A 23,100-nucleotide genomic window follows, 5' to 3' on the forward strand; every position below is an offset into this window, starting at 1 on the left:
TACCGCGGGGCTCGCGGCGCGAAAAATCGCCGGCGGAAACAACATGACCAGCGATGCGCGGGTCTACAAGACACCGGCGGGCATCGATCTTGGCCCGCTTGGTCTGATTGCACCGGACAAGGCCCGCAGTTTCGTTGTCCAGCTCAAGGCAGGACGTTTCCATGGCTTCGTCGTCCGGCGCGGCGATGATGTTTACGGCTATGTCGATCGATGTCCGCATATGGGCTTGCCACTTGCCCGGACGCTCGACGACTATCTGACGCCACGCGGCGATCTCCTGGTCTGCGATTGGCACGCGGCGCTGTTTGAGGTCGAGACCGGCCATTGTGTCGGTGGACCGTGCAGCGGTGCGCGGCTTGCCGCTTGGCCGGTCCACGTAGCGAATGGATCGATTGTAACCGGCGAGGCGGCCTAATTCGCCCCTGAATTGGTGAGCGCGTCGTCCCGGTGCGGAGTGACGCCTCGACAGAGCGTCAACAGGGCCTCCAGACCGCCTTCGGGATGGTTGTGCAGGACCAGTGAGGCACCATTTTTTTCTGCAAGTGTCCGTGCAATAGCGAGGCCGAGCCCGATTCCGTCCCCGGACGGTCCAGACCCGGTTTGCAGACGCACGAAGGGTTCAAAGACATGGCTCAGCTGTTCCTCGGGAATGCCGGGACCCTGGTCGCGAATCCGGATGACGACCGTATCGCCGACGTGGGCCGCCGAGACGTCCGCCGACCCGCCATATTTGACCGCATTGTCGATCAGATTGTCGAGGCAGCGCTGAAGCGCGCGTGGCCGTGCCTCGATGTCGCAGCCGCTGCGGGCATCGAAACGCACTTGTGCGCCACCTTCGGCCGCATCCTCGACGACGAGATCGAGCAATTGGTCGATTGCGAGACTGGCAAAGGGTTCGGTCGTCTGGTTGCTGCGCGCATAGTCGAGCCCTTCGCGGATAAGGGCCTGCATCGTACCGAGGTCGTCAATGAGGCGGCTGCGAAGTGCGGCGTCACTGACCTTTTCGAGCCGCAGCCGGAGCCGCGTCATCGGTGTCTGGAGGTCGTGGGTGATCGAGGCGAGGAGTTGGGTCCGCTCGACGACAGAGCTGCGAAGCCGGGTCTGCATCGTATTGAAGGCCCGCGCCGCATCGCGCACTTCGCGCGGGCCGCGTTCGGGCAGCGGCTGCTGGTCAAGATCGTCGCCAAGTGCGGTTGCGGCGCGCGCGAGATTGCCGAGCGGTGCGGCCGCCATGCGCGCTGCGATAAACGCCAGCGTTGCCATCAAAATGGCGAGCACCGACACCACGATGGGGTTGAGCGAAATCGGGTCAGCCTGGACATGACCTCGCAACTGGAGCTTGATCAGCCCGCCATCGGACAGGCGGGCGGTGACCACCCAGCAGTCGAAATCCTTCCGCGCTCCCGATATCGGCGGCTGGACGAAGCAGGTGTTTGGCGCTGCGCGTTCGGCGTTCACTGGTCTTTCCCATCGTGCCGCCAGCCTCTTGGTGAGTTCGTTGTCGCGCCGCTCGATATGCTCGGTGCCCGTCGCGCGCCGTATTCCGGTGACACCATTTGCGAGCAGTTCGATGCGTAGCGGTTCGGGCGCGTTATCGGCGACAGTCAGAAAGTCGCTCATCCGGTCGACCAGACGTTCGAACCGGATGCGGAGAAGGTCGGATTGCCGTTGGCGATCGGCGAGCGCCAGGGCAAGCGTCGCCGAACCGACCACCCCGATCAGCAGGAACACGAACAGGCGTCCCGCCATCGTCGAGAAGAAATGGCGCAGTTTCATTCGAAGGTGACGGCAGCGGCCAGTACATAGCCCTGACCGCGGACCGTCATGATCAGGTCCGACGCACGGGCATTGTCGTTGAGCTTCTGGCGCAGGCGGCTGATCTGGAGATCGGCGATACGCTGTCCCGAATGGCTGCCATGGTCTTCGTCGTCGGTCGTCAGCGTCAGGATATGTTCGCGGGTGAGCACTTCATTGGCATTCTCGAGCAGGAATTTGAGAAGACTATACTCGGCACCCGACAGCATGACCACGCGGCCGTCGGCCTTGAACAGGCGCCTGCTTTCGAAGTCGAGCGTCCAGTCGCGGAACATCGCCCGCTTGGCCGGCGGCGGTTCGGGCGCCTTCATCGGATTATAGGCGCGCCGGATCACGCTGCGGACGCGCGCGATCAGCTCGCGCGGCTCGAAGGGCTTTGCGATATAGTCGTCGGCACCGACTTCCAGGCCGATGATCCGGTCGATTGACTCGCCGCGCGCGGTGAGCATGATGATAGGCGTGTTCCGTTTGGTGCGCGTTTCGCGGCACAGCGAAAGGCCATCCTCGCCCGGCAGGTTCAGGTCGAGGATGATGAGGTCCACCTCATGCACGGCCAGCGCCGCGCGCATCGTCGGGCCGTCGCAGGCCGTCAGTACGGCATAACCGGCCTGACCGAGCTGCTCCGCGACCAGCGCCGAAATCTCGGTGTCGTCATCGACCACCAACAAGGTCTGCTGATGAACCGGCGTGACGGCGCCCTCCGGAGGGCTCGCCGTTCGAAGGTCGTGCGCGGTCATATCTCTCCCCATGGCCGATGGCCCTAGTACATTGTCGTTTGCGCAATCCTATCATGGATCGCTGCATTTCCAAGGCCGAACTGTTTCGTGGAGCTCTATATCGAGCCAGATTCCAAATACAGATTGAATTATATCAAAGTGTGTCAACGTTAATCGAAATCTATTCTTGTGATAACTTGTGACAATAGGGACAAATGTAATAAATAACTTTTGATTCTTGAATATATGAGTAGAAACTTCCCATCAATATTGCGAACCGAACGACGGATCGGTCGCTCAAGGATGGAGAGATCTATGGAAAGCATCGAGAAGCTGTCGCGCCCCAAGGCGCTGTCCAAAGGTTGGCGGGCAAGCGTTGCGGGCCTGGCGATGATCGCCAGCACCGCGACGGTCGCTATGATCGCCACGAGCTTTGCCGAGCCGGCGCAGGCGCATCATTCCTTCGCGGGTTTCGACAAGAGCCGCAAGGTGACGCTCAAAGGCACCGTCAAGCAATGGCAGTTCACCAACCCGCACAGCTGGCTCCAGCTTAACGTCGTCGAGAATGGCCGCGAGGTTGAATACAGCCTCGAGGGCGCGAGCGTGAACACGCTGATCCGCCGCGGCTGGGGCCGCGAAACCTTCAAACCCGGCCAGAAGATCGCGGTCGTCATGTACCCGCTTCTCAACGGCAAGAAGGGCGGCGCCTTCCTCTCCGCGACCTTCGCCGACGGAAAGACGATCAGCTCGGGCATCACGCCCAACTGACATGGCCATGCACGCATGCGGGCGCCGACGTCCGCGGCACCAGGGGAGGTATTTTTGACACATCGCATTCATCTGCGCGCATTCGGCTGCGCAATTCTGGCGCTTTCCGTCTCGACGGGCGTGCTGATCTCCGGGCCCGTCGCCGCCCAGACCGCCAGTTATCCAAGCGGCGCGCCCGAGATTCCCGATCTTGCGACGCTTCCCGACTGGGACGGGCTCTGGGAACGTGACCAGGATAATGTCTGGGACAATCGGCTCCCCGTCGGCGCGTCACAGGCGCCGCCCTATAATGCGGAATATCAGGACCTTGCGAAGAACGGCCCCCCCGGGCCGCGTGGTTCGGCATTTAATTCGATGCCGGGCTTTTTGAGCATGCTCTTCCCGATGGAAATCCAGGTTAGCCGCATGCAGGTGACAATCATGTCGGAGAATAAGGAAAATTACCGGCGGATTTACACCGATGGCCGCGCCCATACACCCGAGACGCTTCCCAGTTCGAACGGTCATTCGATCGGGCGGTGGGTCAATGGCGAGCTTCATGTCGATACCTGCTGTATCCGCGAAGACACCCGCCTGCCGGGCAACGGCCCGCATAGCGACGCGATGCGCATCACCGAACGCTGGTATCTGCGCGACCGCAAGACGCTCGTGACCGAGGTGACCGTCGAGGATCCGAAGGCATTCACCAAGCCGTGGACGACCGAGAAGATCTGGCATCGCCGCCCCGATTGGGAGCCGGTCGAATATGACCGCGAGGAAAATGACCGCGATCGGCCGGCGGCCGGCGGCAGGCCGCCGGCCGAATAATCGCATCAGCAGCAATTTTCCAGGAGTCACTCCAATGCTATTTTCTTCTTTGGGTTCGGCGGCGCTTTCCGCGCTGGTCTTGATCCAGCAGGCGGCAGGGCCCGTCACCAGCGACCGCCGCTTGTTCTTCACCGAGCCGCACAAGCCCGACCAGACCGAATCGCTGCAACGCGCGACGAGCCTCGCAATCGGCAACCTCGCCTGGGAAAGCGTAACAGTGGCGGAGGTCCAGAAAAGCAAGACCGGCATCAAATGGACCGCGACGACGCGCTCGAACAAATATTTCTGCTCGGCCGATGCCGATTTCCAGAACCCGTCCTGCGAACGGCCATGAGCGGCCGCCCGGACATCAGCGAGACGATCAAGGAGAAGCAGGTGCTTATTTTCACAAGTTCGAACGCCCTACGCGAGCGTCGGGTCTCCCGTGCGCCCATGAGCCTGGTCGCGGCCCTCGGTTTTGCTCTGGCGGTGCCGATGCTCTCGGCGATGCCGGCGCCGGCGCTCGCGGCGGAAGCCGCGCCGTTGGCACGGAACATGGTGAGCGTTAACGGTCGTGACCGCTCCTATCTCTATCACGTTCCAGCAAACTATCGCCGCGATGGCTTCAACTTCGTCGTCTATGTTCTGCCCGACAACGGCCAGAACGCCGAGGCATTCGACCGGCAGACAGGTTGGCGCAAGCTTGCGGACGAACAGAATTTCGTTGTCGTGTTCCTGCAGCCGGAGGGCGAGGGCTGGGCACCGAACAGCGGCGGTGAAGATGCCTATGTGAAGGCCGTTTACGATCATGCAATCGGGCATCTGACCATCGGCGCGCCGGCCGGGCCGGGCGGTCGCGGCGGGGCAGCAGCTCCCGGCGCACCTGGCGGCGCGCCGCGCGGTGAGGGAGCTGCGGCCGGCGGCGAAGCGGGTCGCGGCGGCGGTCAGCCCGCAGCGGGGGGCGCAGGTGCGCCCGGCGGTGGCGGACCGGGCGGCGGGGCGCCGCGCGCGCCGCGCGCTCAGACCTGGGTTCCCTTCCACTTCGTAACGGGCGCAGGAGCCGGCGCCACCGTCGCGCAGGAATTTGTGATCAACAACCCGGGCGTCTTTGCCGCGATCGCGACGCTTGATGGCGCGCCGTTCGAGGCTGCCTACGCGAAGGGCGCCGAACCCGCACAAGGCTATTACCAGAATATGCGCCCCGGAAAGAACGCGCCACCGGTGTGGAAGCAGCTCAAGAAGGACGTGCCGGTTGCCGCCTGGCTGTTCACGACCGGCGAGCCGACGCCGGCCGAAACCAAGGTGGTCGACTATTGGAAACGCAGCAGCGCCGTCGCGCCTGCGGCGCAGGCCGCCACGATCGACGGTTTCGCGGTGAGCGCGTTCCGCAACCCCGGCAATCCGGCGCAGCAGGTCCGCACCACCCAGCTCGGCGAAACCGCGGGATATGACAACAAGATGGCCACGGCGATCTGGAACGATCTCTTCGCGCATACCGCGCGCTGGACCTCATCGCCGAACGGTGATCTCGGGACCATGCTGACCGAAGCCGAAACCCGCGCGGCTTTTGATACGCGCAGCTTCGCGGTCGGTGACAAGAGCTACCAATATTATGTCAAGGCACCCTCGAGTTACCAGAAGGGCCAGTCGCTCCCGCTCGTGATCGCGGCGCACGGCGCCTTCCTGCCGGCATGGCTCTATGCCAGCCAGATCCGGATGCACGATGTCGGCGAGAAAGAGGGCTTCATCACCGTCTATGTGAACGGCCAGCAGAACCGGTGGGACTTCACCGATCCGGCCGGGGCCGACGCGAAATTCATCGAAGGCGTGATCGGTGAACTCGCTGGTAGCTACGGCATCGACCGCAGCCGCGTCTATATGCAGGGCTTCTCGCTGGGCAGCGGCATCAGCTACATGATGGGGATCACCCATCCGCGGCTGTTCGCCGCCGTGTCACCGAACAACGGCATCGGTCCGATGGCGCCAGCGGTCAAGGCGAAGGTCGCCGAACTCAAGGCAGCGGGCGACGTCCGCGTTCCGATGATGATCGTCTATGGCGACGTCGACAATGCGGGATCTGTTGATGCAAAGATACCGGCGCAGGGCGTGCTGCGCGGCGCGATCGATGAGATGAAGGCCTATAATAATATCACGGCCCCCGATCAGGTCGTCAGCTACAACAGTCCCAATGCGATGACCTATGACGTGCTCGTGCCGGGCGCCCGCTTGGTGAAGCAGGGCGTCGACAAGCGCTACAAGGACGGCCGCTTCCAGATCAGCGCCTATATGAGCGCCGATTCCAAGCCGCTCAACCTCTTGAGCTTCGTCTGGGTGACCGACATGTCGCACGGTCAGGATCCGCGGACGGCGCAGCTCGAATGGGACTATTTCAAACAGTGGCGCCGCAACGACGACGGCACGCTGACCTATAGCGGCCGCTGACGCGCCCCTCGCTCAAAGATCAAAGCATAGAAAGGGCCAGCGGCCGATGATGAGTTCCCTCGAAGCCGGAGAACCGGTTGCGAATGCCGGCACATCGCGATTGAGCGGGTTTCAGATCGCGACCTTCCTGCTTTGCGCCACGGTCGCGCTGCTCGACGGTTTCGATACCCAGGCAATCGCGCTTGCCGCGCCGGAGATCGCGCGCGCCTGGGATATCGCGCCGGAAATGTTCGGCGGCGTGTTCGCTGCCGGGCTTGTCGGTGCCCTGTTCGGTGCGCTCGGATTTGGCGTCGCGGCCGACCGGTTCGGGCGCAAGCCCAGTCTGCTGATCGCGATTCTGCTCTTCGGCGCGGTGACCCTGCTCACGCCCTTCGCAACCTCGCTGAGCGACCTCATCATCATCCGTTTCGTGACGGGACTTGGACTCGGCGGCGCGCTTCCCGGCGTGATCGCGGTGACGTCGGAATATGCGCCGCCGCACCGGCGCGCGACGATCGTGTCGCTGATGTTCTGCGGTTTCCCGCTCGGCGCGGTGATCGGCGGGGTCGCGGCGGCGCAGCTTATTCCCAGCCATGGCTGGGAGAGCCTCTTCTACATCGGCGGTATCGCCCCGCTGCTGTTACTTCCTGTCATCGCAATGCTCTTGCCGGAATCGGTTCGCTTTCTCGCCCTGAAGGGCGAGCATGGCGCGATTGAAAAGATCCGCCAGCGCATGGGTTTCGAGGTTCCCGTTGAGGTCGCCGAGCGCGCCGATGCGTCGGCACCGCGCAACTCGATTCTCGCGCTCTTCGCTGCGGACAAGGCGCTCGGCACCTGGATTCTCACCGTCACCTTCCTGCTCAGCCTGATGCTAGCCTATTTTCTCGTAAACTGGCTGCCGCTTCTTGCGCTTCAGGCGGGCGTGGGAATGAAAGGCGCCGTGCTCGGGGTTGCTGCGCTCAATCTCGGTGCAATCTTCGGCTGCCTCATTATCGGGCGCCTCGCCGACCGTCTCGGCCCTGCGGGCCCGATCGGCTGGAGTTATGCCCTCGGTGCGGCCGCGATCGCGATGATCGGGATCTCGGCGGATTCGGCGCCGTTCATGCTCTTCATGTGCTTCGTTGCGGGTGCGCTGAGCATCGGCGCGCAAATGTGCGTCGTGGCGCTTGGCGCGATCTTCTATGAAACCGCGATCCGCGCGACCGGCGTGGGTTGGCTCATGGGGACCGGCCGCATCGGCGCCATATTGGGCCCGATCCTTGGCGCCGTACTCATCGCGGGGGGCGTATCGGCGCCCAGCCTCTTCGTCATCGCCGGCGGCGTGTCGCTTCTCGCCGCGACCGGGGTGTTCGCCATGGGCGCGTTCGTCCTGAAGAAATCATCAACGACGGAGGTTTGATCATGGCGACGGGCGCTCCAGTACAGTGGCGGGATACGCCGACAGGCTACGGGCTTGTCACCCGGTCCTTCCATTGGTCGATGGCGGGCCTGTTCCTCTGGCAATTCGCGACCGCGGTCGTTCACTGGATCGACGAGGAATCGGGTATCGTCGACAGCCTTTTCTGGAGCCACCGCACGACGGGGTTCCTGCTTCTTCTGCTCGTCTTCCTGCGCGGCGGCTGGGGCATCGCCAATCTTCAGAGCCGTCCCGGCCACCGACCCGACGCGCTCGGTGCCGCCGCCAATCTGGGGCATCTGGCACTCTATGCCTTGATGATCCTTGTCCCGGCGCTCGCGCTGGTGCGATCCTATGCCTCGGGACGCGGCTTCACCTGGGCAGGCATCGAGATCATAGTCGCGACCGGGGTAGAATTGGGCTGGCTGCGGGAGTTCGCGAACAGCCTGCATGGCCCGCTTGGCTGGTTGCTGCTGCTGCTCATCGTCGGCCATGTCGCGATGTCAATGGTTCACCATTTCATCTTTCGCGACGGGACATTGCTGCGCATGGCGCGCGGCCGCAACTGAAGAAGGCCATGCGCGCCGGTGCGCATCAATCGCAATATTGGGAGTTTCACATTGACCTGTTCGACCGAGATCGAAATCACTGCGCGGCGTCCACGCGGCACCGTCCGGCGTGTCGCGCTCGGCGCCGGCCTCGCCGCCCTGGTTGCCGGGCTTGCGTCGGCCGGAGCGGCCGAGCCTCGGGAGACAGTCATTGATCCAGGGGCGGCAACGGCGTCGCGCAGCTACCCGGCCACGTTCCGCAGCGACGTGATCGAAATTCCGCTTAAGGCCGATGAGGACCCGAGCGGAGGCAACGACCTCGAATATAAGGTTCATCTCGAAAAGGGTGGAACCTATATATATTCGTGGGAGGTGGCCGGGATTTCCAATCCCGAAGAATTTTACTCCGAGTTTCATGGCCACATCTCGGAACCCGGAAAGCCGATGACGCTCGGCGAATATCGCAAGGCGACCGGCACCGCAGATAATGGTGTTCTGACCGCGCCTTTTGCGGGCGCGCATGGCTGGTATTTCCAGAATCAGTCGCTGAAGCCGGTGACGGTGCGGCTGAAGCTCTCGGGTTTCTACACGCTCATCCCGGCCGGCGAGGCGGGCAATGAGGCCGGCCTTTCGGCGAAGGCCGTCGCCTTCTGAATAACCTTGGTGCGGGCTCTCCGGCAAGGCGCGGCGGTCTGGTGATCGCCGCGCCTTTTCCGTCTACAGAGCGATCCGGACGCCGACCCGTATTGTGCGCGGCTCGACCACCCGGCTCAGCCGGTCCTCGACGGGCGCCCATCGAAGCCGGGGATGTAGGATTCATAATAATAGGCGATGTCCTTGTCGCGGCTGTCGAAGAGGTTGAGCAGTTCGGCATAGAACTGGAAACGGCCCGGCTTGTATCCGGCGCGCAGGTTGACGACGTTGCTGCCCTTGTCGCGCTGGCTGTTGTCCTCGATCAACGGATAGGGGCCGAGGTGGCGGAAGCGGATGCTCGCTTCCCACCTATCCTTGACGACCAAGACGCCGATCTGCGCCGCATTTTCAAAGGCATTGGGGATATAATCGCCATTGTCGTAGCGGGCATGGCTCGCGGTATAGTTCGCATCGAGCGCCAGCCATGGCAATGGCCGCCAGAAACCCACGATTTCATAGCCATGGCGGCGGCTGGCGCCGGTGGGCTCGACCGCATTGGAATCGCCGACGAAGCGCAGTTCGCTGCCGACGTTGAGCCACCAATAGGTTGCGGTCGCGGTGAAAGAACCGAACTGGAGCCGAGCTCCAAGCTCCTTGCCAGTGCCGCGCACGAGCACCGGCACCGGCGTCGTGGTGACTGCGCCGCGGACGTCGTTCGAATGGAAGCCTCGGCCCCAATTGGCGTAGAATTCGACGTTGGGCGATAGCTGATAGGCGATTGCCGCCTTGGGCGAGATCAGGCTGGCATCGCCACTCCCTTCGCCGAGCGCGGCCGCTTCGGCATCTTTTGCCGACACATCATAATGATAATAGTCGCCGCGCAGTCCGGCGGTGACACGCAGGCCCGCAAGCGGCTTCCATGTAGCCTCGCCATAGGCCGAGGCCGACGCCTCGCGCACGCGATAGGCACCCAGGCTGTTCACGAAAGCCCCGGCATCGGTGTGATACACGCCGACATTGCCGATATCGTCGTAACGGTTCTCGGTCCCGACGATGAGGGTAAGGGCAGGGGCAACCTGCCACGACTTCTCGCCCTTCAGGCCGAAAATCCAGCGCCGGTCGAACTGATCGATTTGCGCGCTCGACCCGTCGGGATTGGCGTAGGTCGGGTTGGACGACATGTTCCAGTCGTAGAATTGGGCGTAGAAATTGCCGCGGTAGCTGTCGCCAGCCAGCGCGGCATTGGCGATAAAACGCGTCGTCTTGCCCCGCGCGGTGGGGTCGGGCGAACAGAAAATGTCGGCGCAATCGTCGGTTCCGACGATCCGTTCGGGTATCTGTTCGGTCGGGTTCCATGTGGCATGATAGGCGTGGACCGTGAAATCCAGCCGGTCATCGCCGACGGGACGAGCGTATTTGAGAAAACCCGAATAATGGCGGAGATGTTCGGGCTCTTCCCACGGGCCGTCATAGGCCTTGGCCTGTCCGACAAGCGTCAGGTCGCCGCCGCCGAGATCCCGGACCGTTCCGCCGGCGGCGATCCGTCGCCAGCCATAGGAGCCAACCTCCGCCGAGGTCCAGGGGCGATCATAGCCTTCGGTCGTGCGCATATAGGCCGCGCCCGCGAGCGCGAAATCGCCGCCATCGGCGCGATACGGACCTTTGCGATAATCCTCGCGGTCTATGATTTCGGGGATGAGCCCATTGAGGTCGAGATAGCCCTGGCCATGACCGTGGCTGCGGAAATTCATCTGCACATCGTCGACATAGGTGGTGAAATCGGACCCGTGATCGAGGTTGAATCCGCGCAGGAAATACTGGTTCGCCTTGCCGCTGCCCGAATGCTGCGCCGCAACCATTCCCGGCACGGCCTCCAGCAACTCCGCGACGCGGAGCAGGGGGCGAACCAGCAAGTCCTTGCCCGCGACCGTTCCCTCGCTCGCCGCCTGCGCTATGCCGATCTTGCTTTCGCCGCGGCCGAACACGACGATTTCCTCGTCGCTCCCTGATTGGGCCGAGTCCGTATCCTGCGCCTTCGATGGCGCCGGAAGCCCGAGCAGCGATACGGCAGTCAGCCAGCCAAGATATTTTCCCTCGATCATCCTTTATCTCCCATCTTTTTTGCTGTTGCCCGGGACGCACCGATGCGGCCCGCCGACGGCGGCGGCACCGCGCGGTCTGTCCTTCAAAATGGCTCGCGAAGGCCGTGCTGCGACGACCGCCCGCCTAGGGCGGAGAGGTGCAGGCCGTTTCGGATCTTTCCTCGGCATTGATTGCCGGATCGGCTGATTGTGAGGTGGCTTGTTCAGGGGCGGCGTCGAAGAGCGGCGTCATCATCCGGTCGAAAGAACCATCGCGGTCGACCGCGACATGCTTGACCACGGCCAGCATGTGCAAAAGCGTCCCCCAGCCGAGGACCGACGCCGCGAAAACATGCATGTTGTGCATCGCCTCGAACAGCCGGGGCGAGGGGCCGAAAGGTCCGGGAATTTCGAACGCGAATAGCCGCAGTGGGATGCCGCCCGCCCACGCCATCAGCGGGCCGGTGAAAAGCATGACGGCGATGGCCGCCAGCAAGAGCCAGTGAAACCACCTGCCGGCGGCATAGGGCCAGCGCTTCTGGCGAGGCAAGCGATCGGGGTGGCGATTGACGATCCGCCATACGATGCGGACACACAGCAGCGCGTAGGCCGAAAGCGCGATGCTGGTGTGGAGCCGCAGCGCCGCGTCATTGTCGACGCCTTTTGCGGCCGGGATCGAGTTGCCGACGAACAACAGGGTCAGGATGACCATCGCACCGAGCCAGTGCAGCAGAATCGAAATCCAGCCGAAGCTGCGCCGCCCGTCCTGCCACGAAGAGGGCAATTTGGTGCGGCGCGCGGCCATCAGGGCTCGGCTACCACGCGGTTCTCTATATGCCCGAGGCCTTCGATCTCCACCCGAACGGTCTGGCCTTCGGTCAGGAAACGCGGCGGCTCGAAGCCCTGGCCAACGCCAGCGGGCGTGCCAGTAGAGAGGATGTCGCCGGGCTCGAGCGTGAAAACGCTGGAGAGTTCCTCGATCATCTGGCCGAAGGACCAGATCATCTCGCTGGTATTGCCGTCCTGGCGCAGCTCGCCATCGACCCATGACCGGATCGATAGATTGCCAAGATCGGGCGCTTCGTCGAGCGTCGTGAGCCACGGGCCCACCGGACCATGGGTGTCGAAGGATTTGCCCAATGTTGCGGTCGGCGACCGGCGTTGCCAGTCGCGAACCGATACATCGTTACAGATCATGACGCCTGCGACCACCGACATCGCATCCGCCGCTTTCACATGCCGTGCGCGCTTGGAGATGACGAGCGCCAATTCGGCCTCATAGTCGAGCTGCGACGACACCCGCGGCATATGGATCGGATCGAAAGGGCCGTTGAGCGCGGTGACTTGTTTGTTGAACCACACCTGGTGTTCGGGGATCGCCATGCCCCGCCGCTCCATCTCGCGCGCGTGCGACGCATAGCAAAGACCGAGGCCGAGAAATTTGCGCGGGGTGACCGGCGGGCCGAGTCGCACGCTTGCGAGGGGAACGCGCCGGGCGGATAGCGCCGCTTTTCTTGCCGCAGCGAGCGCGCCGGTTCCCGCTACGATCAATTCGGTCACCGACGCCGGCAATGGTTCGTCGCCGCTGGCGAGGTCGATCACCTCGTCGCCTTCGACGGCGCCGAGATGCCAGGCGACGCCATCATGATATTGGGCCAGTTTCATCTTCAATGCGCGCCGCCGACATCGGCAGTCAGGCCTGCCTCGTCGATGCCGGAGACCGCGCAAGCTTCGTCCTTGTCGGGCATGTCCCCGCTGATCCCGACCGCGCCGATCACATCACCGTCGACGCCGCGGATCAGCACCCCGCCGGGAACCGGAATGACGCGCCCGTCCGACGCGCCGACGAGCGCGTTGTAAAAGGCTGGTGCCATTTCGCTGCGCTGCGCGAGCGAGCGGCCGCCAAGGCCCATGCCGAGCGTGCCCCACGCCTTACCGAATGCGATGTTGGGCCGCAGGATCCCTGCCGTGTCCTGGCGTTTGAAAGCGACCAGATGGCCGCCCGCATCGAGCACAGCGACGGTTAGCGGGTTCAGGTTCAGCGTCGCGGCGTGTGCGAGCGCGGCATCGACGATGATCGATGCCTTTTCGAGGGTAAGTTCGGCCATGTCAGGCTCCTTGCTGGATGGGTGCGGCGTCGAGCGGAAGGCTGGTTGCGAACGCGCGCTGATAGAGATGTTCGGCAAATCGCCATTCACCGGCCGGGTCCCGAACGACGAGGCAATCGACGTTCCCGATGCGCATTTGCAGCGCGGTCTCCGAGACCTGCGGCTCGAAGGCGTAATTTGTCAGCACCGCGGTCACGCGCGCCGAATCGGCGTCGATCGGGGCGACGCTGACATTCGCCCAGACATGACGGGTCGTCCGACGTGGATCGGCAAAGCGCTCGCGGTAGAGCTGCCGGATATTGTCGAGGCCGACGGTGGCCTTGTCGCCCGGACGGAAGAGGCCGTCGTCGGTGAAGCAGGCGGCGGCGTCATCGGCGCGGCGCTGATCGACCGCTTCGGTGAAGCGGATCAGAACATGCGCGGGGTTGGATGCGGGCTGGCTGATCATCAGATGAATCCTCCGACACCTTCCCAGTCGGGGAGCAGCCGACCAAGGATCAGGATTGTGAACCAAAGGGTGAGCGATGCCGCGCCGATTAACTTCGTGCCGAGCGGCGTGTCCTCGCCGACGGGCAGCGCGAGGATGCGCTTGCGGGCGCCGAGCTCGAACCAGGCGACATTGGCGAAGGCGAGAACAAGAAGCAGGACTTTGATCTGGAACGCCGGGTTCGACCAATAGTTGAACGGATCGGCGGAGAAGAAGCCAATGCCGCTGACGAGATTGATCGCCAGCCCGAACGCCGCGACATGGCTGAACTGGAGGACGCTGCCGGGCGCAATATCTCGAAACCGGCCGAGCAGGCGGAGGTCGACGATCAGCATCGCGCCGAGCAAAATGCACAGCCCGATGAAGTGCAGCGTCTCAAATGTCGGAAACAGCCAGGGAATGTCCCGGGTTGCGATCCCCAGCCAGGTGTCGCTGATCCATTGCAGAATGTCATGTTCGCTCATCATTCGAACCCCGGCGTTACAAGCGTGTAGGCGATCGTCCGTCCAGCGACGATCGCGCCGATCCAGAAGAGGGCGGTGAGGGCGGCGACGATACGCGCCTTGGTGCTGAAGATTTCGGTTCCCGTTTCTGCGCGGGTCTCGATGCCTTGCACGGCGACGATGGCCGCGTCGATGTCCGCTTCGTTACCGGCTTCAGCCGTGCTGTTTTCGCTGGCGACAGGGGCGGTGTAGCCCTCGTCGAGCAGAATTCGCCACAAGAACCATGTGGCGATTCCCGAGAAGAGAATGAACCCGATCTTCAACTGGAAGGTCCAGTTGCCGACATAGCGGTCGCCATCGGCCATGAAGAGCAGCAGGCCCGAGATCACGTTCAAGGCGACGCCGAGCCAGGCAAAGGCGATCAGTCGTTCGAAGAGGCTGATCGGGACGGTGCGTCCATAGCCGAGTACGCGCAAGCTGGTCATCAGGCCGCAGCCAACAACCAGTGCCATGCCGCTGGCGTGCATGCAAAGGAGGATCGGGTTGGCCCAGGGCGAATAAAGCACCCATTCGGCGAGCGGCGTACCCTTTAGCCAGATCAGGAAATCCACAACATTTTCCCCTCCATTCATCGGCGCCCGGCCGCCTTGGGCGGGTAGGCGCAATGGTAACCGCATCAGGGCGGCTTACAGGGCGCGCTTTTCCGTCTGCGCAGAATGCAAGTCAAGTGAAATGGAGCAATAATTCTACGATTCTCTAAGTAAATCAACAATTGATGTGAAGTTGTTGAAGTGTATCAAAAGTATGAAACTGATAAACTTTGACACACTAAACTAAATAACAAAATATATTGCGAGATGGTTTCATTTGTAACAATGTGAATGGGCAACGTATCGGACCTCTGTCGATCGCATCCATCTGAGATGCACGGCGTGTTCCGGGTAAACCCAAAAATGCCTATGGGAGGGGACTATGAGACTTTTCGCAGCCTTGAATGCGGGCGCCTGCCTGTTCGCACTGGCGCCATCGGCTTGGGCGCAGGATAGCGCCGCGCCGGAAACCGCGCCGCAAGCGAGCGAACGGAGCGAAGCGGCTCCCTCGGACGTCGATATCATCGTCACGGGATCGCGCGTTACGACCGATGGCCGCGATGCGCCGACGCCCGTGACGATCACCTCGACTGAACAGATGCAGCTGACCCCGTCGAGCATTCCGGAAGCGCTGAACAAGCTGCCCCAATTCGCCGGTTCGACCACTAGTGTCGGCGCTGGCAATGGCGCGGGCAGCGGCCGGTCGAATATCTTCACCGGCAATTATATCAACCTGCGCTCCTTCGGAGCTATTCGGACCCTTGTGCTTCAGGACGGCCGCCGCGTGCCGCCGACCGCGATCAACGGCCAGGTTGATACCAACACGATCCCGCAGGGGCTGGTGGAACGTGTCGAAGTGGTGACCGGCGGCGCGTCGGCGGTCTATGGCTCCGATGCGGTGACGGGCGTCGTCAATTTCGTCCTCGACAAGGATTTCACCGGCCTCAAGGGAAATTTCCAGACAGGCATCTCGGCGCGCGGTGACTCGCCGTCATGGCGGGCCGGAATTGCCGCCGGGTTCGACATTACCGAGCGCGGCCATTTCGAATTCAGCGTCGATCACTACAACAACAAGGGTCTGGAGGCTCAGAGCGACCGTGCCTCTTCCGCGCTCGTCCCGGTTTATACGGGGGCCGGAACCGAGGCCAATCCCTATGTGCTGACCAACAATGCCCGGCTTTCCAACACAGCGCTTGGCGGGCTCGCGACCAGCGGGCCATTCGCCGGCCAGCAATTCGTCGGCACAGGTGTCCTCGCGCCGTTCGATCCGGGAACCGCAAGCCGTACGAACAATGTCGCGAGCGGCGGGGACGGCGGCTATTTCGGCGGCACGCTGGTCAACAGTCTTGAAACCAGCCAGATTTTCGCACGCCTCGATTATGACATCGGCGACAGTGCGAATATCTATGTCGAGGCCACCTATGCCGAAGCTTCGACCGCGCCGCACAATCTGAACGAACGCGTCGCCAGTTATACGATCTACAGCGGCAATGCCTTCCTGCCGACGAGCGCGCAGGCGCAGCTCACCGCCGCCAATGCGCCATCTTTCCTGATGGGGCGCGTCAACGCCGACCTCGCCGACGATGCGGTGACGCAGCAAAAGACGAAGGTGTTCCGTGTTACCACCGGAATCGAGGGCAAGTTCGCCGACCGGTTCGACTGGGAAATCTACTATACCCATGGCGAGTCCAAGGTGAACTCGGTCACCGTCAACAATATCAACTACCCCAATTTTTACGCCGCGCTCGACGCAGTGCGCGGCGCGGGGGGCGCTCCGGTTTGCCGGATCACGCTGACCAACCCGACAAGCCCCCTTGCCGCCGGTTGCGTGCCGATCAATATGTTCGGGACGGGCAATCAGGATCCCGCCGCGCTCGATTATATCTATGGCGACACGTCGTGGCAGGCCGTCAACAAGATGGACGATGTCGGCGGCAGCATCTCGGGCGAATTGTTCAATGGTTGGGCGGGCCCGGTAAAGGCATCGGTCAATGCCGAATATCGCAAGCAAAGCCTTGATCAGACGACCAGCGACGACCCGACCTTCCTTCCGCCGGGCATCTACACCGGCGTCCGCGGCGTATCGCCGGCGAGCCTTCCGCCACTCTGGGCCTATCTGACCGAACCACCGCGGAGCGGGAAGAATGACGTTTGGGAAGTCGGCGGCGAACTTCTCTTTCCGCTCCTGGCCGACGTGCCCTTCGCGCAGGCGCTCGATTTCAACGGCGCCGTTCGTTACACCCATTATGCCAATAGCGGTTCGGTCGTGACCTACAAGCTCGGCCTCGTTTACGAGCCGGTCGACGGATTGCGCTTCCGCGTCGCGAAATCGCGCGACATTCGGGCGCCGACCCTCGCCGACCTGTCTCCGAACATCGGGCAAAGCTTCACGCGGATCGTCGATCCGCTGACCGGACAGACGGGCAATGTGGTCGTCCAGACCAGTGGCAATCCCAATCTGGTGCCCGAGGTCGCGCGGACCTACACCGCCGGCGTGGTCTATCAACCGGACTGGTTGCCACGCCTGACGCTGTCGCTCGACTATTACAATATTCGTATCGACAACGCGATCAGCTCGGTTGCTGGATCGAACGCCGCCATTCTGCAGCAATGTGCCGCATCGGGCGGCACGTCGTCGCTATGCACGCTGATCGATCGGCCATTGCCCTATACGGACACCAGCGCGGCGAACTTCCCGACTTTGACCCGCACGCAAAGCCTCAATATCGCGGAGGCCTTTACCGAAGGCTTTGATGCGGAGGCGAGCTACAGCTTCGATCTCGGTGGCTCCTCCGCGGGCGATCCGGGTCAGGTGAGCCTGCGGCTGCTTTACAGCTATCAGCCCATATTGAAGACGCGCTCCTATGCCGACGCCGTGCTCGACAATGATGCGGGGCAGGTCGGTCTGTCCAAGCACCGCATAACGGGCCTTGTCGGCTACAAGAAGGGGCCCTTCGCGCTCGACGTGCAGATGCGCTATTCGAGCAAGCAGTTGCGGCAGGAATCCGTCGGTGTCGTCTACGCCGACCCCTATGTGCGATCGGCTTTCTATACGGACCTCAACCTGGCCTACGACATCGGTTTTGGCGACGATAACAATATGCAATTGTTCTTCAACGTCAGCAATTTGTTCGACGAAGATCCGCGCATCTCGCCCGCGCTGTTGCGGACCAGCTCGCCCGGTACATCCGCGCCGACCGTGCCCGGCGACGATCTGATCGGCCGATATTATACCGTTGGCGTGCGCTTCAGGCTGTGAGCCTTTGTGAGGGCTGGATGTTGCATGAGCGCGTCCAGCCCATTTTTTCCCGCCTTTCCGATCCGGACCGATGAGGAAGATGAATATGATCAAGCCGACACTCGCCATTTTGACGCTTGGCCTCGTCTCGTCACTGGCCATCGCCCAGCCCGGAACCGACAATCCGTCTATCCGGCCTGACGAACTGACTTACGGGCCTGCACCGCTTCAGAAGCTCGACTTCTGGCGCAGCTCCAAAGGCGCGCCACTGGTCATTTTCTTTCATGGCGGCGGCTGGTCCGAAGGAGACAAGGAATATGATCGGACATCGCCGAAGATCGGATTTCTGCGCGCCAACGGCATCGCTTTCGCATCGGTGAACTATCGTCTGGTGCCTGACGTCCCGGTGACCGAGCAGGTGCAGGACGCCGCCGACGCCGTTGGCTATCTTGCCGCCCGCGCCGAGGCGCTCGGCATCGACCGGCAAAAGATCGTCCTCATGGGGCATAGCTCGGGTGGTCATCTGGCGGCCTTGATCGGTACCGATCCCGCCTTTCTGAAGAAGGCCGGGGTCGATATCGCGACGATCGCGGGGGTGGTTCTGGTTGACGGCGCCGGGCTGGCGCCCGATCCGGCGAGGCCGCCACGCCCGGGCGGGCCTTTCGCGACCGAGGAGATTCGGCGACAGCTGGCGCCGATCAATCATGTCGCCAGCCCGAACGCCCGCAGTTTCTTCCTGCTGAATGCCAGTTCGGAAGATTTGCGACGGCAGGCGGGTGTCCTGTCCGACGCGCTCTCCGCCAATGGCACACCGGCATCGACCCACCCGATCGACGGCACCGATCATATGGGCCTCAACGACAATCTGGGTCGCAACGGCGACGCGGCAACCGCACTCGTCGGAGCGTATCTCAAGAAGATTTCGTCGAACTAAGCCCGGCCGGATATTGCCGGGCCGGATGGTCATGAACAAGGGCGCGCGCTGGCGGTGCGCGTCCTGGTTCAGGATGCGGTTGCCGGTTGTACGGCTGCGCGCGCCGCGCGCCGCGCGGCGCCGGCGATTGCGGTGACGGCGAAGATCGCGCCGGACCTTGTTGATCCCCATCCAGGTGCCGGTCGCACAGACCAGCGTCACCATGGCGAGCAGGGGGATGACCACCAAATCCCAGACCGGTCGTATGCGAAGGCCCGGCAGGTCCAAGCTATGCAGGCCGTGCATCAACCAGCGAAAGGCGCGGCCATTGGCATCTACCGCGCGGATCAACCGGCCGGTTTCGGGATCGATATAGAGGTGCGTCCGGCCGGTGTCAGCGAGCGTCGCGCGCCACACGGGCAGCAGTGCGGCATCCTTATGTCCGTAATAATAGCTATCCTCGGCACGAAGCAGGTCGAGCGTCGCGACCCGCGGGCCATCGGCCAAGGCGGCGCGAATCTCGCCGACGCCGAGCGGCGCGACTCTTCCCGCGGCATCGATACGCCTGCTTTCGCCGCTACGGCTGACGGCGGCGAGGTAGATCGTGCCGCCAAGCGGCGCGGTTTCGATCCGCGCCACGTCCGCGGGAAGCGCCGGGAGACGTTCAAGGGCGCCGCGCACCGCGCCCCAGCGCATCGTTCCTGCCAGCCGCCCCCGCTCGGCAAGCCCGGCCTCGCTCTCAAGGAATCCGAGGGGGTTCATCGAAAAGAGCCCGCTCGCGACCCAGCTCAACGTCAGCACGCCGAAAAACAGACCGGCGACATGGTGCCACCACCAGATGCCGCGATAGGGCGAGCCGATTCTGCCCTGGCGATTGCGCCGCAATCGGGCAATGCCCACCCACATGCCAGTCGCTGTCAGGAAGCAACCGATCGTCGAGGTCCAGATCACGACCTGCGTCCACAGTGCGCCATTCTGGCGCAGCAGCGTGGGATAAAGCCAGTGCGGCACGGCGCCGAGCCAGCCCCAGAAGCGTTCGGCGCGCGTCGTTTGCTGTACGACCTCGCCCGACCCGGCGATATAGGCGGAGGCGCCGTTCGCATAGTCGATCCGGTGCAGGGGCTGATGGCGCGATGCGGTCTGGACCGTCCATTGGTCGATTGCGACCGGCGTGGCCGTCTGTGCCTTTCCGCCGATGCCGAACCGCTCGCCGAACCCTTTGCCTATTGCGAGCGCCGCGTCGGCAGAGAGGGCTTCAATGACATCTCCGGTTGCCAGGTCGATGCTCGCCGGCGACGCGCGCATCTGGGCGATCGCGCGGTCGGCGGGCGCCGCAGGCACGACACGCAGCACGGTCCGGTCGCCCAGTTGTTCGACCCGTGCCGAGCGTAGTTCCATGTCATCGGCCAGCCCCGCCCGCTGCCATATGTCGGCTCCCGCCGGAAGGTGCAGCGCAGGCAGGCCGCGCAGCTGCTCGCCGGGATCGAGCGAGGGGTAAGGCGAATACATCATGACGAAGCCCGACAGGCACCAGATCGTCATGACCATGCCGACGACGATGCCGAGCCAGCGATGGGCGAAGAGAATGGAGCGCAGCATGGCGTCAGAAACTGATGCCGTAGCTGACCCGCAGCGTCCGCGGCACGCCGCGAATATAATAGAGGAAGCGCGCGCCGCCGTCGTCGGGCACTGCCGAGCCATAGCCGCGCGTCGCATAGTCCGTGTCGAGCAGATTTTCGACGTTGATCCCGAGGCGGTGACGTCGGGCCGCGCCATCGGGATAAAGATGCAAGCCGAGATCGATCACGGCATAATTACCGTAATTCTGGCGGGCAAAACCCGCGGGGCTCGACCAGGCATCGCCCACCCAATTGACCGACAGATTGGCGCCGAACGGCCGGTTGTCGGGCGCATAGGCGATCGCGCCGTTCGCATAGGCTTTGGGCGTCCGGTCGCGCTGGCGGTTCGAACCCGCGTCGCGCGAGCGGGCATAGGTGACGCTCGCGTTCACGCGCCAGCCGCCGCCAAATTGCAGGCCGATCTGGGCTTCTCCGCCCTCGACATTCACCCGGCCGTCGGCGTTGACATAGATGCCGTCGGGCCAGGCGGGATTGTCGAAGTCAATGTCGATCAGGTCATCGATCCGCCGTGCAAAATAGCTGAGTTTCCAGGTGATCCTGTCGCCGCCGAAGCGACCGCCCGCACCGAAGTTGAGATTGAGGCTGCGTTCGGGGGCTAGGTTGGGGTTGCCACGTTCGCAGCACGGATCGATCTGGTATAGCTGCGAGGCGCTGGGGAGCAGGAAGGATGTGCCGCCATTGGCTTCGACATAAAGGTCGTCGCTGATGTCGAAGCGGCCCGAGACATTCCACACCGTCGCGTCGGTCCCGCTTCCCGCATTATAGCGCACACCCGCCGCAAGCCGCGCGTTATGCGACAGATCGTCGTTTGTACGGATCTGGAAGATCCCTGCATGGACATTCTCGCGCGTCTTGCCGATCAGCAGCACATCGTCGCGACCGCGGAAATTCTGGTAATCATAGCCGATCAGATATTCGAGCCCTCGGTGCAGCCGGAGCTTGACGAGCGCGCTCGCGCCGAGGTCGCGATAGCCCCAATAGGTGCCGGGCGGATAGACGACGTCCGGCGCGCCGGTCACCGGGTCGTTGCGGATCTGGACATAGGCGGTGTTCCAGTCGTGATAATAACCCTTGAGGAAAAGCTGGATCGCTTCGCTGCCGACATAGTCGAGGCGGATGCTGGCGATCTCCTCGTTGCGGTCGTTGCGGCTTTCGCGCGTGCGTGTCGCGCTCAGATTGTCGAGCTTCGCATCAATATGCTGATACTGCAGGTTGAGCTGCACATCGCCGCCGAAGTCATATTGATATTTTCCGCCGACCGACCAGAGTTCGTAGCCGCGCTTGCGGTCGGTCGCGCTCGGCTCCATCGCGCTGAACGGCTGATATCCTTCGGCCCGATTGTGCGAGGCCCAGGCGACGAACCGATGATTGCCGATGCTGCCGCGGACGTAGCCGTCGACATTGGTCGCGGCGCGGCTATCGACCCCGGCATTGAGCTGACCGCCGAATTCTTCGCTGAACGACCGCGTGACGACATTGATCACCCCGGCCGCCGCCTGCGTTCCATAGAACAAGCTTTCGCCGCCCTTCAGCACCTCGATCCGCTCGATCATGCTGGCGGGCAGCGTGTCGTTGGGCGACGTGCCGCCGTAAAGTCGGTTGTTGATGCGAATGCCGTCTACGGTCCAGAGCACATCCTGCGTGCGCGAACCCTGCAACGAGACGTCGACATAGCTGAAGGGGCCGTTGCCCGGCTTGACATAGAGACCGGGCACCGCCTCGAGAGCTTCGGCGATATCGACTGCGCCGGTGTTTTTCACCTGTTTCTCGCTGACCGTCTCGATATCGCTGCCATAACGCGACAGCTCCTGCGGCAACGTCTGCTCGAGCCCGTTGACGATGATGTCACCGGCGGGCGCGGTCTTGAGAATGTCGTGGGCCGCGGCCGGCTGCGCCATGGCTGCAGCCGCCGCGCCGGCGAGCAGGACTATCGTCCATTTTCGGTGCGGGGCCCTGGCTATGGTACCCGGCGGACAATCGTCCGTCCGCCGCCGATCCCGCTCCCGGATTAACGCGGCTTCGAACCTGTTGCGATTGCTCCGCATCTCTACTCCCCTGTTCCCATTTGATTGCCGTCGCCGGCGAACGCCGATGCTGGCTCGGGAGGGATGGTTTCAACGGAGACTTGAAGTAGTCAAATAAAAAGTGAAATTAAATCCTGCAATTTCAAATATTTCACAGACGAAAACAATATATACTTTAGAATATTCATGTATAAATTTCGATAAATACGAGACATATTTCGACACATCTCTCGGATTGCTTTTGTTTTTACTAGAATAATCGAGAGTGCCCGCGAGCTGGACACCGATCACGACCGACGTCCGGGAGCTCGAAACCATCGGAAGCTGGCACGTTCATTGTACGCGGCAGACCCCAAAAATTCTTTTGGACGGGCGCGAAGGGTTCCGCCGCGCCCCTCGTTTATCAGACGATGAGCAACCTTCGCCCGCGACCTTTCGGTCTCCTTGGGCCGCATTGGCGGTCCCGTTCGCGTTGCTTCGCCCCCTGCAATCG

The 23,100-nt window shown here is 62.8% G+C and carries 20 protein-coding genes and 1 pseudogene; 11 read left to right on the forward strand and 10 right to left on the reverse strand.

The genetic code is table 11. The features are described 5' to 3' along the window. Positions 1 to 43: 43 nt before the first annotated feature. Positions 44 to 415 (forward strand): Rieske (2Fe-2S) protein, encoded by a 372-nt coding sequence (locus AC07NV_RS14320; protein ID WP_495167035.1) that lies wholly within the window; start codon positions 44 to 46, stop codon positions 413 to 415. Here AC07NV_RS14320 and AC07NV_RS14325 read toward each other — a convergent pair. Both AC07NV_RS14325 and AC07NV_RS14330 read right to left on the reverse strand, forming a co-directional pair. After that, positions 412 to 1,776, reverse strand: coding sequence for an ATP-binding protein (locus AC07NV_RS14325; protein WP_495167036.1), 1,365 nt, complete (start codon positions 1,774 to 1,776; stop codon positions 412 to 414). The two genes, AC07NV_RS14320 and AC07NV_RS14325, sit on opposite strands and share 4 nt — an antisense overlap. Next, complete coding sequence (locus AC07NV_RS14330; protein WP_495167037.1) at positions 1,773 to 2,552, reverse strand: response regulator; 780 nt, start codon at positions 2,550 to 2,552, stop codon at positions 1,773 to 1,775. Before AC07NV_RS14330 ends, AC07NV_RS14325 begins: the two co-directional genes overlap by 4 nt. Before the next feature lie 294 nt (positions 2,553 to 2,846). Here AC07NV_RS14330 and AC07NV_RS14335 point away from each other — a divergent pair, with 294 nt between their 5' ends. The 7 genes from AC07NV_RS14335 to AC07NV_RS14365 all read left to right on the forward strand — a co-directional run bounded on the left by AC07NV_RS14335 (position 2,847) and on the right by AC07NV_RS14365 (position 9,104). Further along, positions 2,847 to 3,299 carry a DUF6152 family protein gene (locus AC07NV_RS14335; protein WP_495167038.1) on the forward strand — a complete coding sequence of 151 codons (453 nt, stop codon included), beginning with the start codon at positions 2,847 to 2,849 and terminating at the stop codon, positions 3,297 to 3,299. Between the two features lie 54 nt (positions 3,300 to 3,353). After that, entirely contained in the window at positions 3,354 to 4,106 is a 753-nt protein-coding gene (locus AC07NV_RS14340; protein ID WP_495167039.1) for a hypothetical protein, read from the forward strand. A 34-nt stretch (positions 4,107 to 4,140) separates the two neighbouring features. Continuing rightward, positions 4,141 to 4,440 (forward strand): hypothetical protein, encoded by a 300-nt coding sequence (locus AC07NV_RS14345; RefSeq protein ID WP_495167040.1) that lies wholly within the window; start codon positions 4,141 to 4,143, stop codon positions 4,438 to 4,440. 98 nt (positions 4,441 to 4,538) lie between these two features. Continuing rightward, the gene (locus AC07NV_RS14350) at positions 4,539 to 6,527 is read left to right on the forward strand and encodes a CE1 family esterase (RefSeq protein WP_495167041.1); all 1,989 of its coding nucleotides are present in this window, start codon (positions 4,539 to 4,541) and stop codon (positions 6,525 to 6,527) included. A 46-nt stretch (positions 6,528 to 6,573) separates the two neighbouring features. Further along, a complete protein-coding gene (locus AC07NV_RS14355; protein WP_495167042.1) occupies positions 6,574 to 7,905 on the forward strand; it encodes an MFS transporter in 1,332 nt (443 codons plus the stop codon). A 2-nt stretch (positions 7,906 to 7,907) separates the two neighbouring features. Continuing rightward, entirely contained in the window at positions 7,908 to 8,471 is a 564-nt protein-coding gene (locus tag AC07NV_RS14360) for a cytochrome b (RefSeq protein ID WP_495167043.1), read from the forward strand. 51 nt (positions 8,472 to 8,522) lie between these two features. Beyond that, positions 8,523 to 9,104 (forward strand): hypothetical protein, encoded by a 582-nt coding sequence (locus AC07NV_RS14365; RefSeq protein WP_495167044.1) that lies wholly within the window; start codon positions 8,523 to 8,525, stop codon positions 9,102 to 9,104. Between the two features lie 63 nt (positions 9,105 to 9,167). Here AC07NV_RS14365 and AC07NV_RS14370 read toward each other — a convergent pair. The 7 genes and pseudogenes from AC07NV_RS14370 to AC07NV_RS14400 form a co-directional block, all read right to left on the reverse strand. Next, a pseudogene (locus tag AC07NV_RS14370) lies at positions 9,168 to 11,185 on the reverse strand (TonB-dependent receptor). A 124-nt stretch (positions 11,186 to 11,309) separates the two neighbouring features. Further along, positions 11,310 to 11,969: a cytochrome b gene (locus tag AC07NV_RS14375; protein WP_495167045.1), complete on the reverse strand. Its 660-nt coding sequence runs from the start codon at positions 11,967 to 11,969 to the stop codon at positions 11,310 to 11,312. Beyond that, on the reverse strand, positions 11,969 to 12,829 hold the full coding sequence (locus AC07NV_RS14380) for a fumarylacetoacetate hydrolase family protein (RefSeq protein WP_495167046.1): 861 nt from the start codon (positions 12,827 to 12,829) through the stop codon (positions 11,969 to 11,971). The genes AC07NV_RS14375 and AC07NV_RS14380 overlap by 1 nt, the downstream gene beginning before the upstream one ends. A 2-nt stretch (positions 12,830 to 12,831) precedes the next feature. After that, a complete protein-coding gene (locus AC07NV_RS14385; protein WP_495167047.1) occupies positions 12,832 to 13,272 on the reverse strand; it encodes a GlcG/HbpS family heme-binding protein in 441 nt (146 codons plus the stop codon). Position 13,273: 1 nt separating this feature from the next. Further along, positions 13,274 to 13,720 carry a nuclear transport factor 2 family protein gene (locus tag AC07NV_RS14390; protein WP_495167048.1) on the reverse strand — a complete coding sequence of 149 codons (447 nt, stop codon included), beginning with the start codon at positions 13,718 to 13,720 and terminating at the stop codon, positions 13,274 to 13,276. After that, positions 13,720 to 14,226, reverse strand: a complete 507-nt coding sequence (locus AC07NV_RS14395; protein ID WP_495167049.1) for a DUF6644 family protein — start codon at positions 14,224 to 14,226, stop codon at positions 13,720 to 13,722. Before AC07NV_RS14395 ends, AC07NV_RS14390 begins: the two co-directional genes overlap by 1 nt. After that, positions 14,223 to 14,813, reverse strand: a complete 591-nt coding sequence (locus AC07NV_RS14400; protein WP_495167050.1) for a hypothetical protein — start codon at positions 14,811 to 14,813, stop codon at positions 14,223 to 14,225. The genes AC07NV_RS14395 and AC07NV_RS14400 overlap by 4 nt, the downstream gene beginning before the upstream one ends. 361 nt (positions 14,814 to 15,174) lie before the next feature. Here AC07NV_RS14400 and AC07NV_RS14405 point away from each other — a divergent pair, with 361 nt between their 5' ends. The 3 genes from AC07NV_RS14405 (at position 15,175) to AC07NV_RS14415 (ending at position 20,335) form a co-directional block, all read left to right on the forward strand. Continuing rightward, a complete protein-coding gene (locus AC07NV_RS14405; protein ID WP_495167051.1) occupies positions 15,175 to 18,051 on the forward strand; it encodes a TonB-dependent receptor domain-containing protein in 2,877 nt (958 codons plus the stop codon). An 85-nt stretch (positions 18,052 to 18,136) separates the two neighbouring features. Continuing rightward, entirely contained in the window at positions 18,137 to 18,964 is an 828-nt protein-coding gene (locus AC07NV_RS14410) for an alpha/beta hydrolase (RefSeq protein ID WP_495167052.1), read from the forward strand. Positions 18,965 to 19,018: 54 nt separating this feature from the next. Beyond that, positions 19,019 to 20,335 (forward strand): hypothetical protein, encoded by a 1,317-nt coding sequence (locus tag AC07NV_RS14415; RefSeq protein ID WP_495167053.1) that lies wholly within the window; start codon positions 19,019 to 19,021, stop codon positions 20,333 to 20,335. 211 nt (positions 20,336 to 20,546) lie between these two features. Here the strand turns inward: AC07NV_RS14415 and AC07NV_RS14420 are convergent, their stop codons facing one another. Next, the gene (locus tag AC07NV_RS14420; protein WP_495167054.1) at positions 20,547 to 22,481 is read right to left on the reverse strand and encodes a TonB-dependent receptor plug domain-containing protein; all 1,935 of its coding nucleotides are present in this window, start codon (positions 22,479 to 22,481) and stop codon (positions 20,547 to 20,549) included. Positions 22,482 to 23,100: the final 619 nt, after the last annotated feature.

Source organism: Sphingopyxis sp. GW821-FHT10B01 (assembly GCF_059415685.1).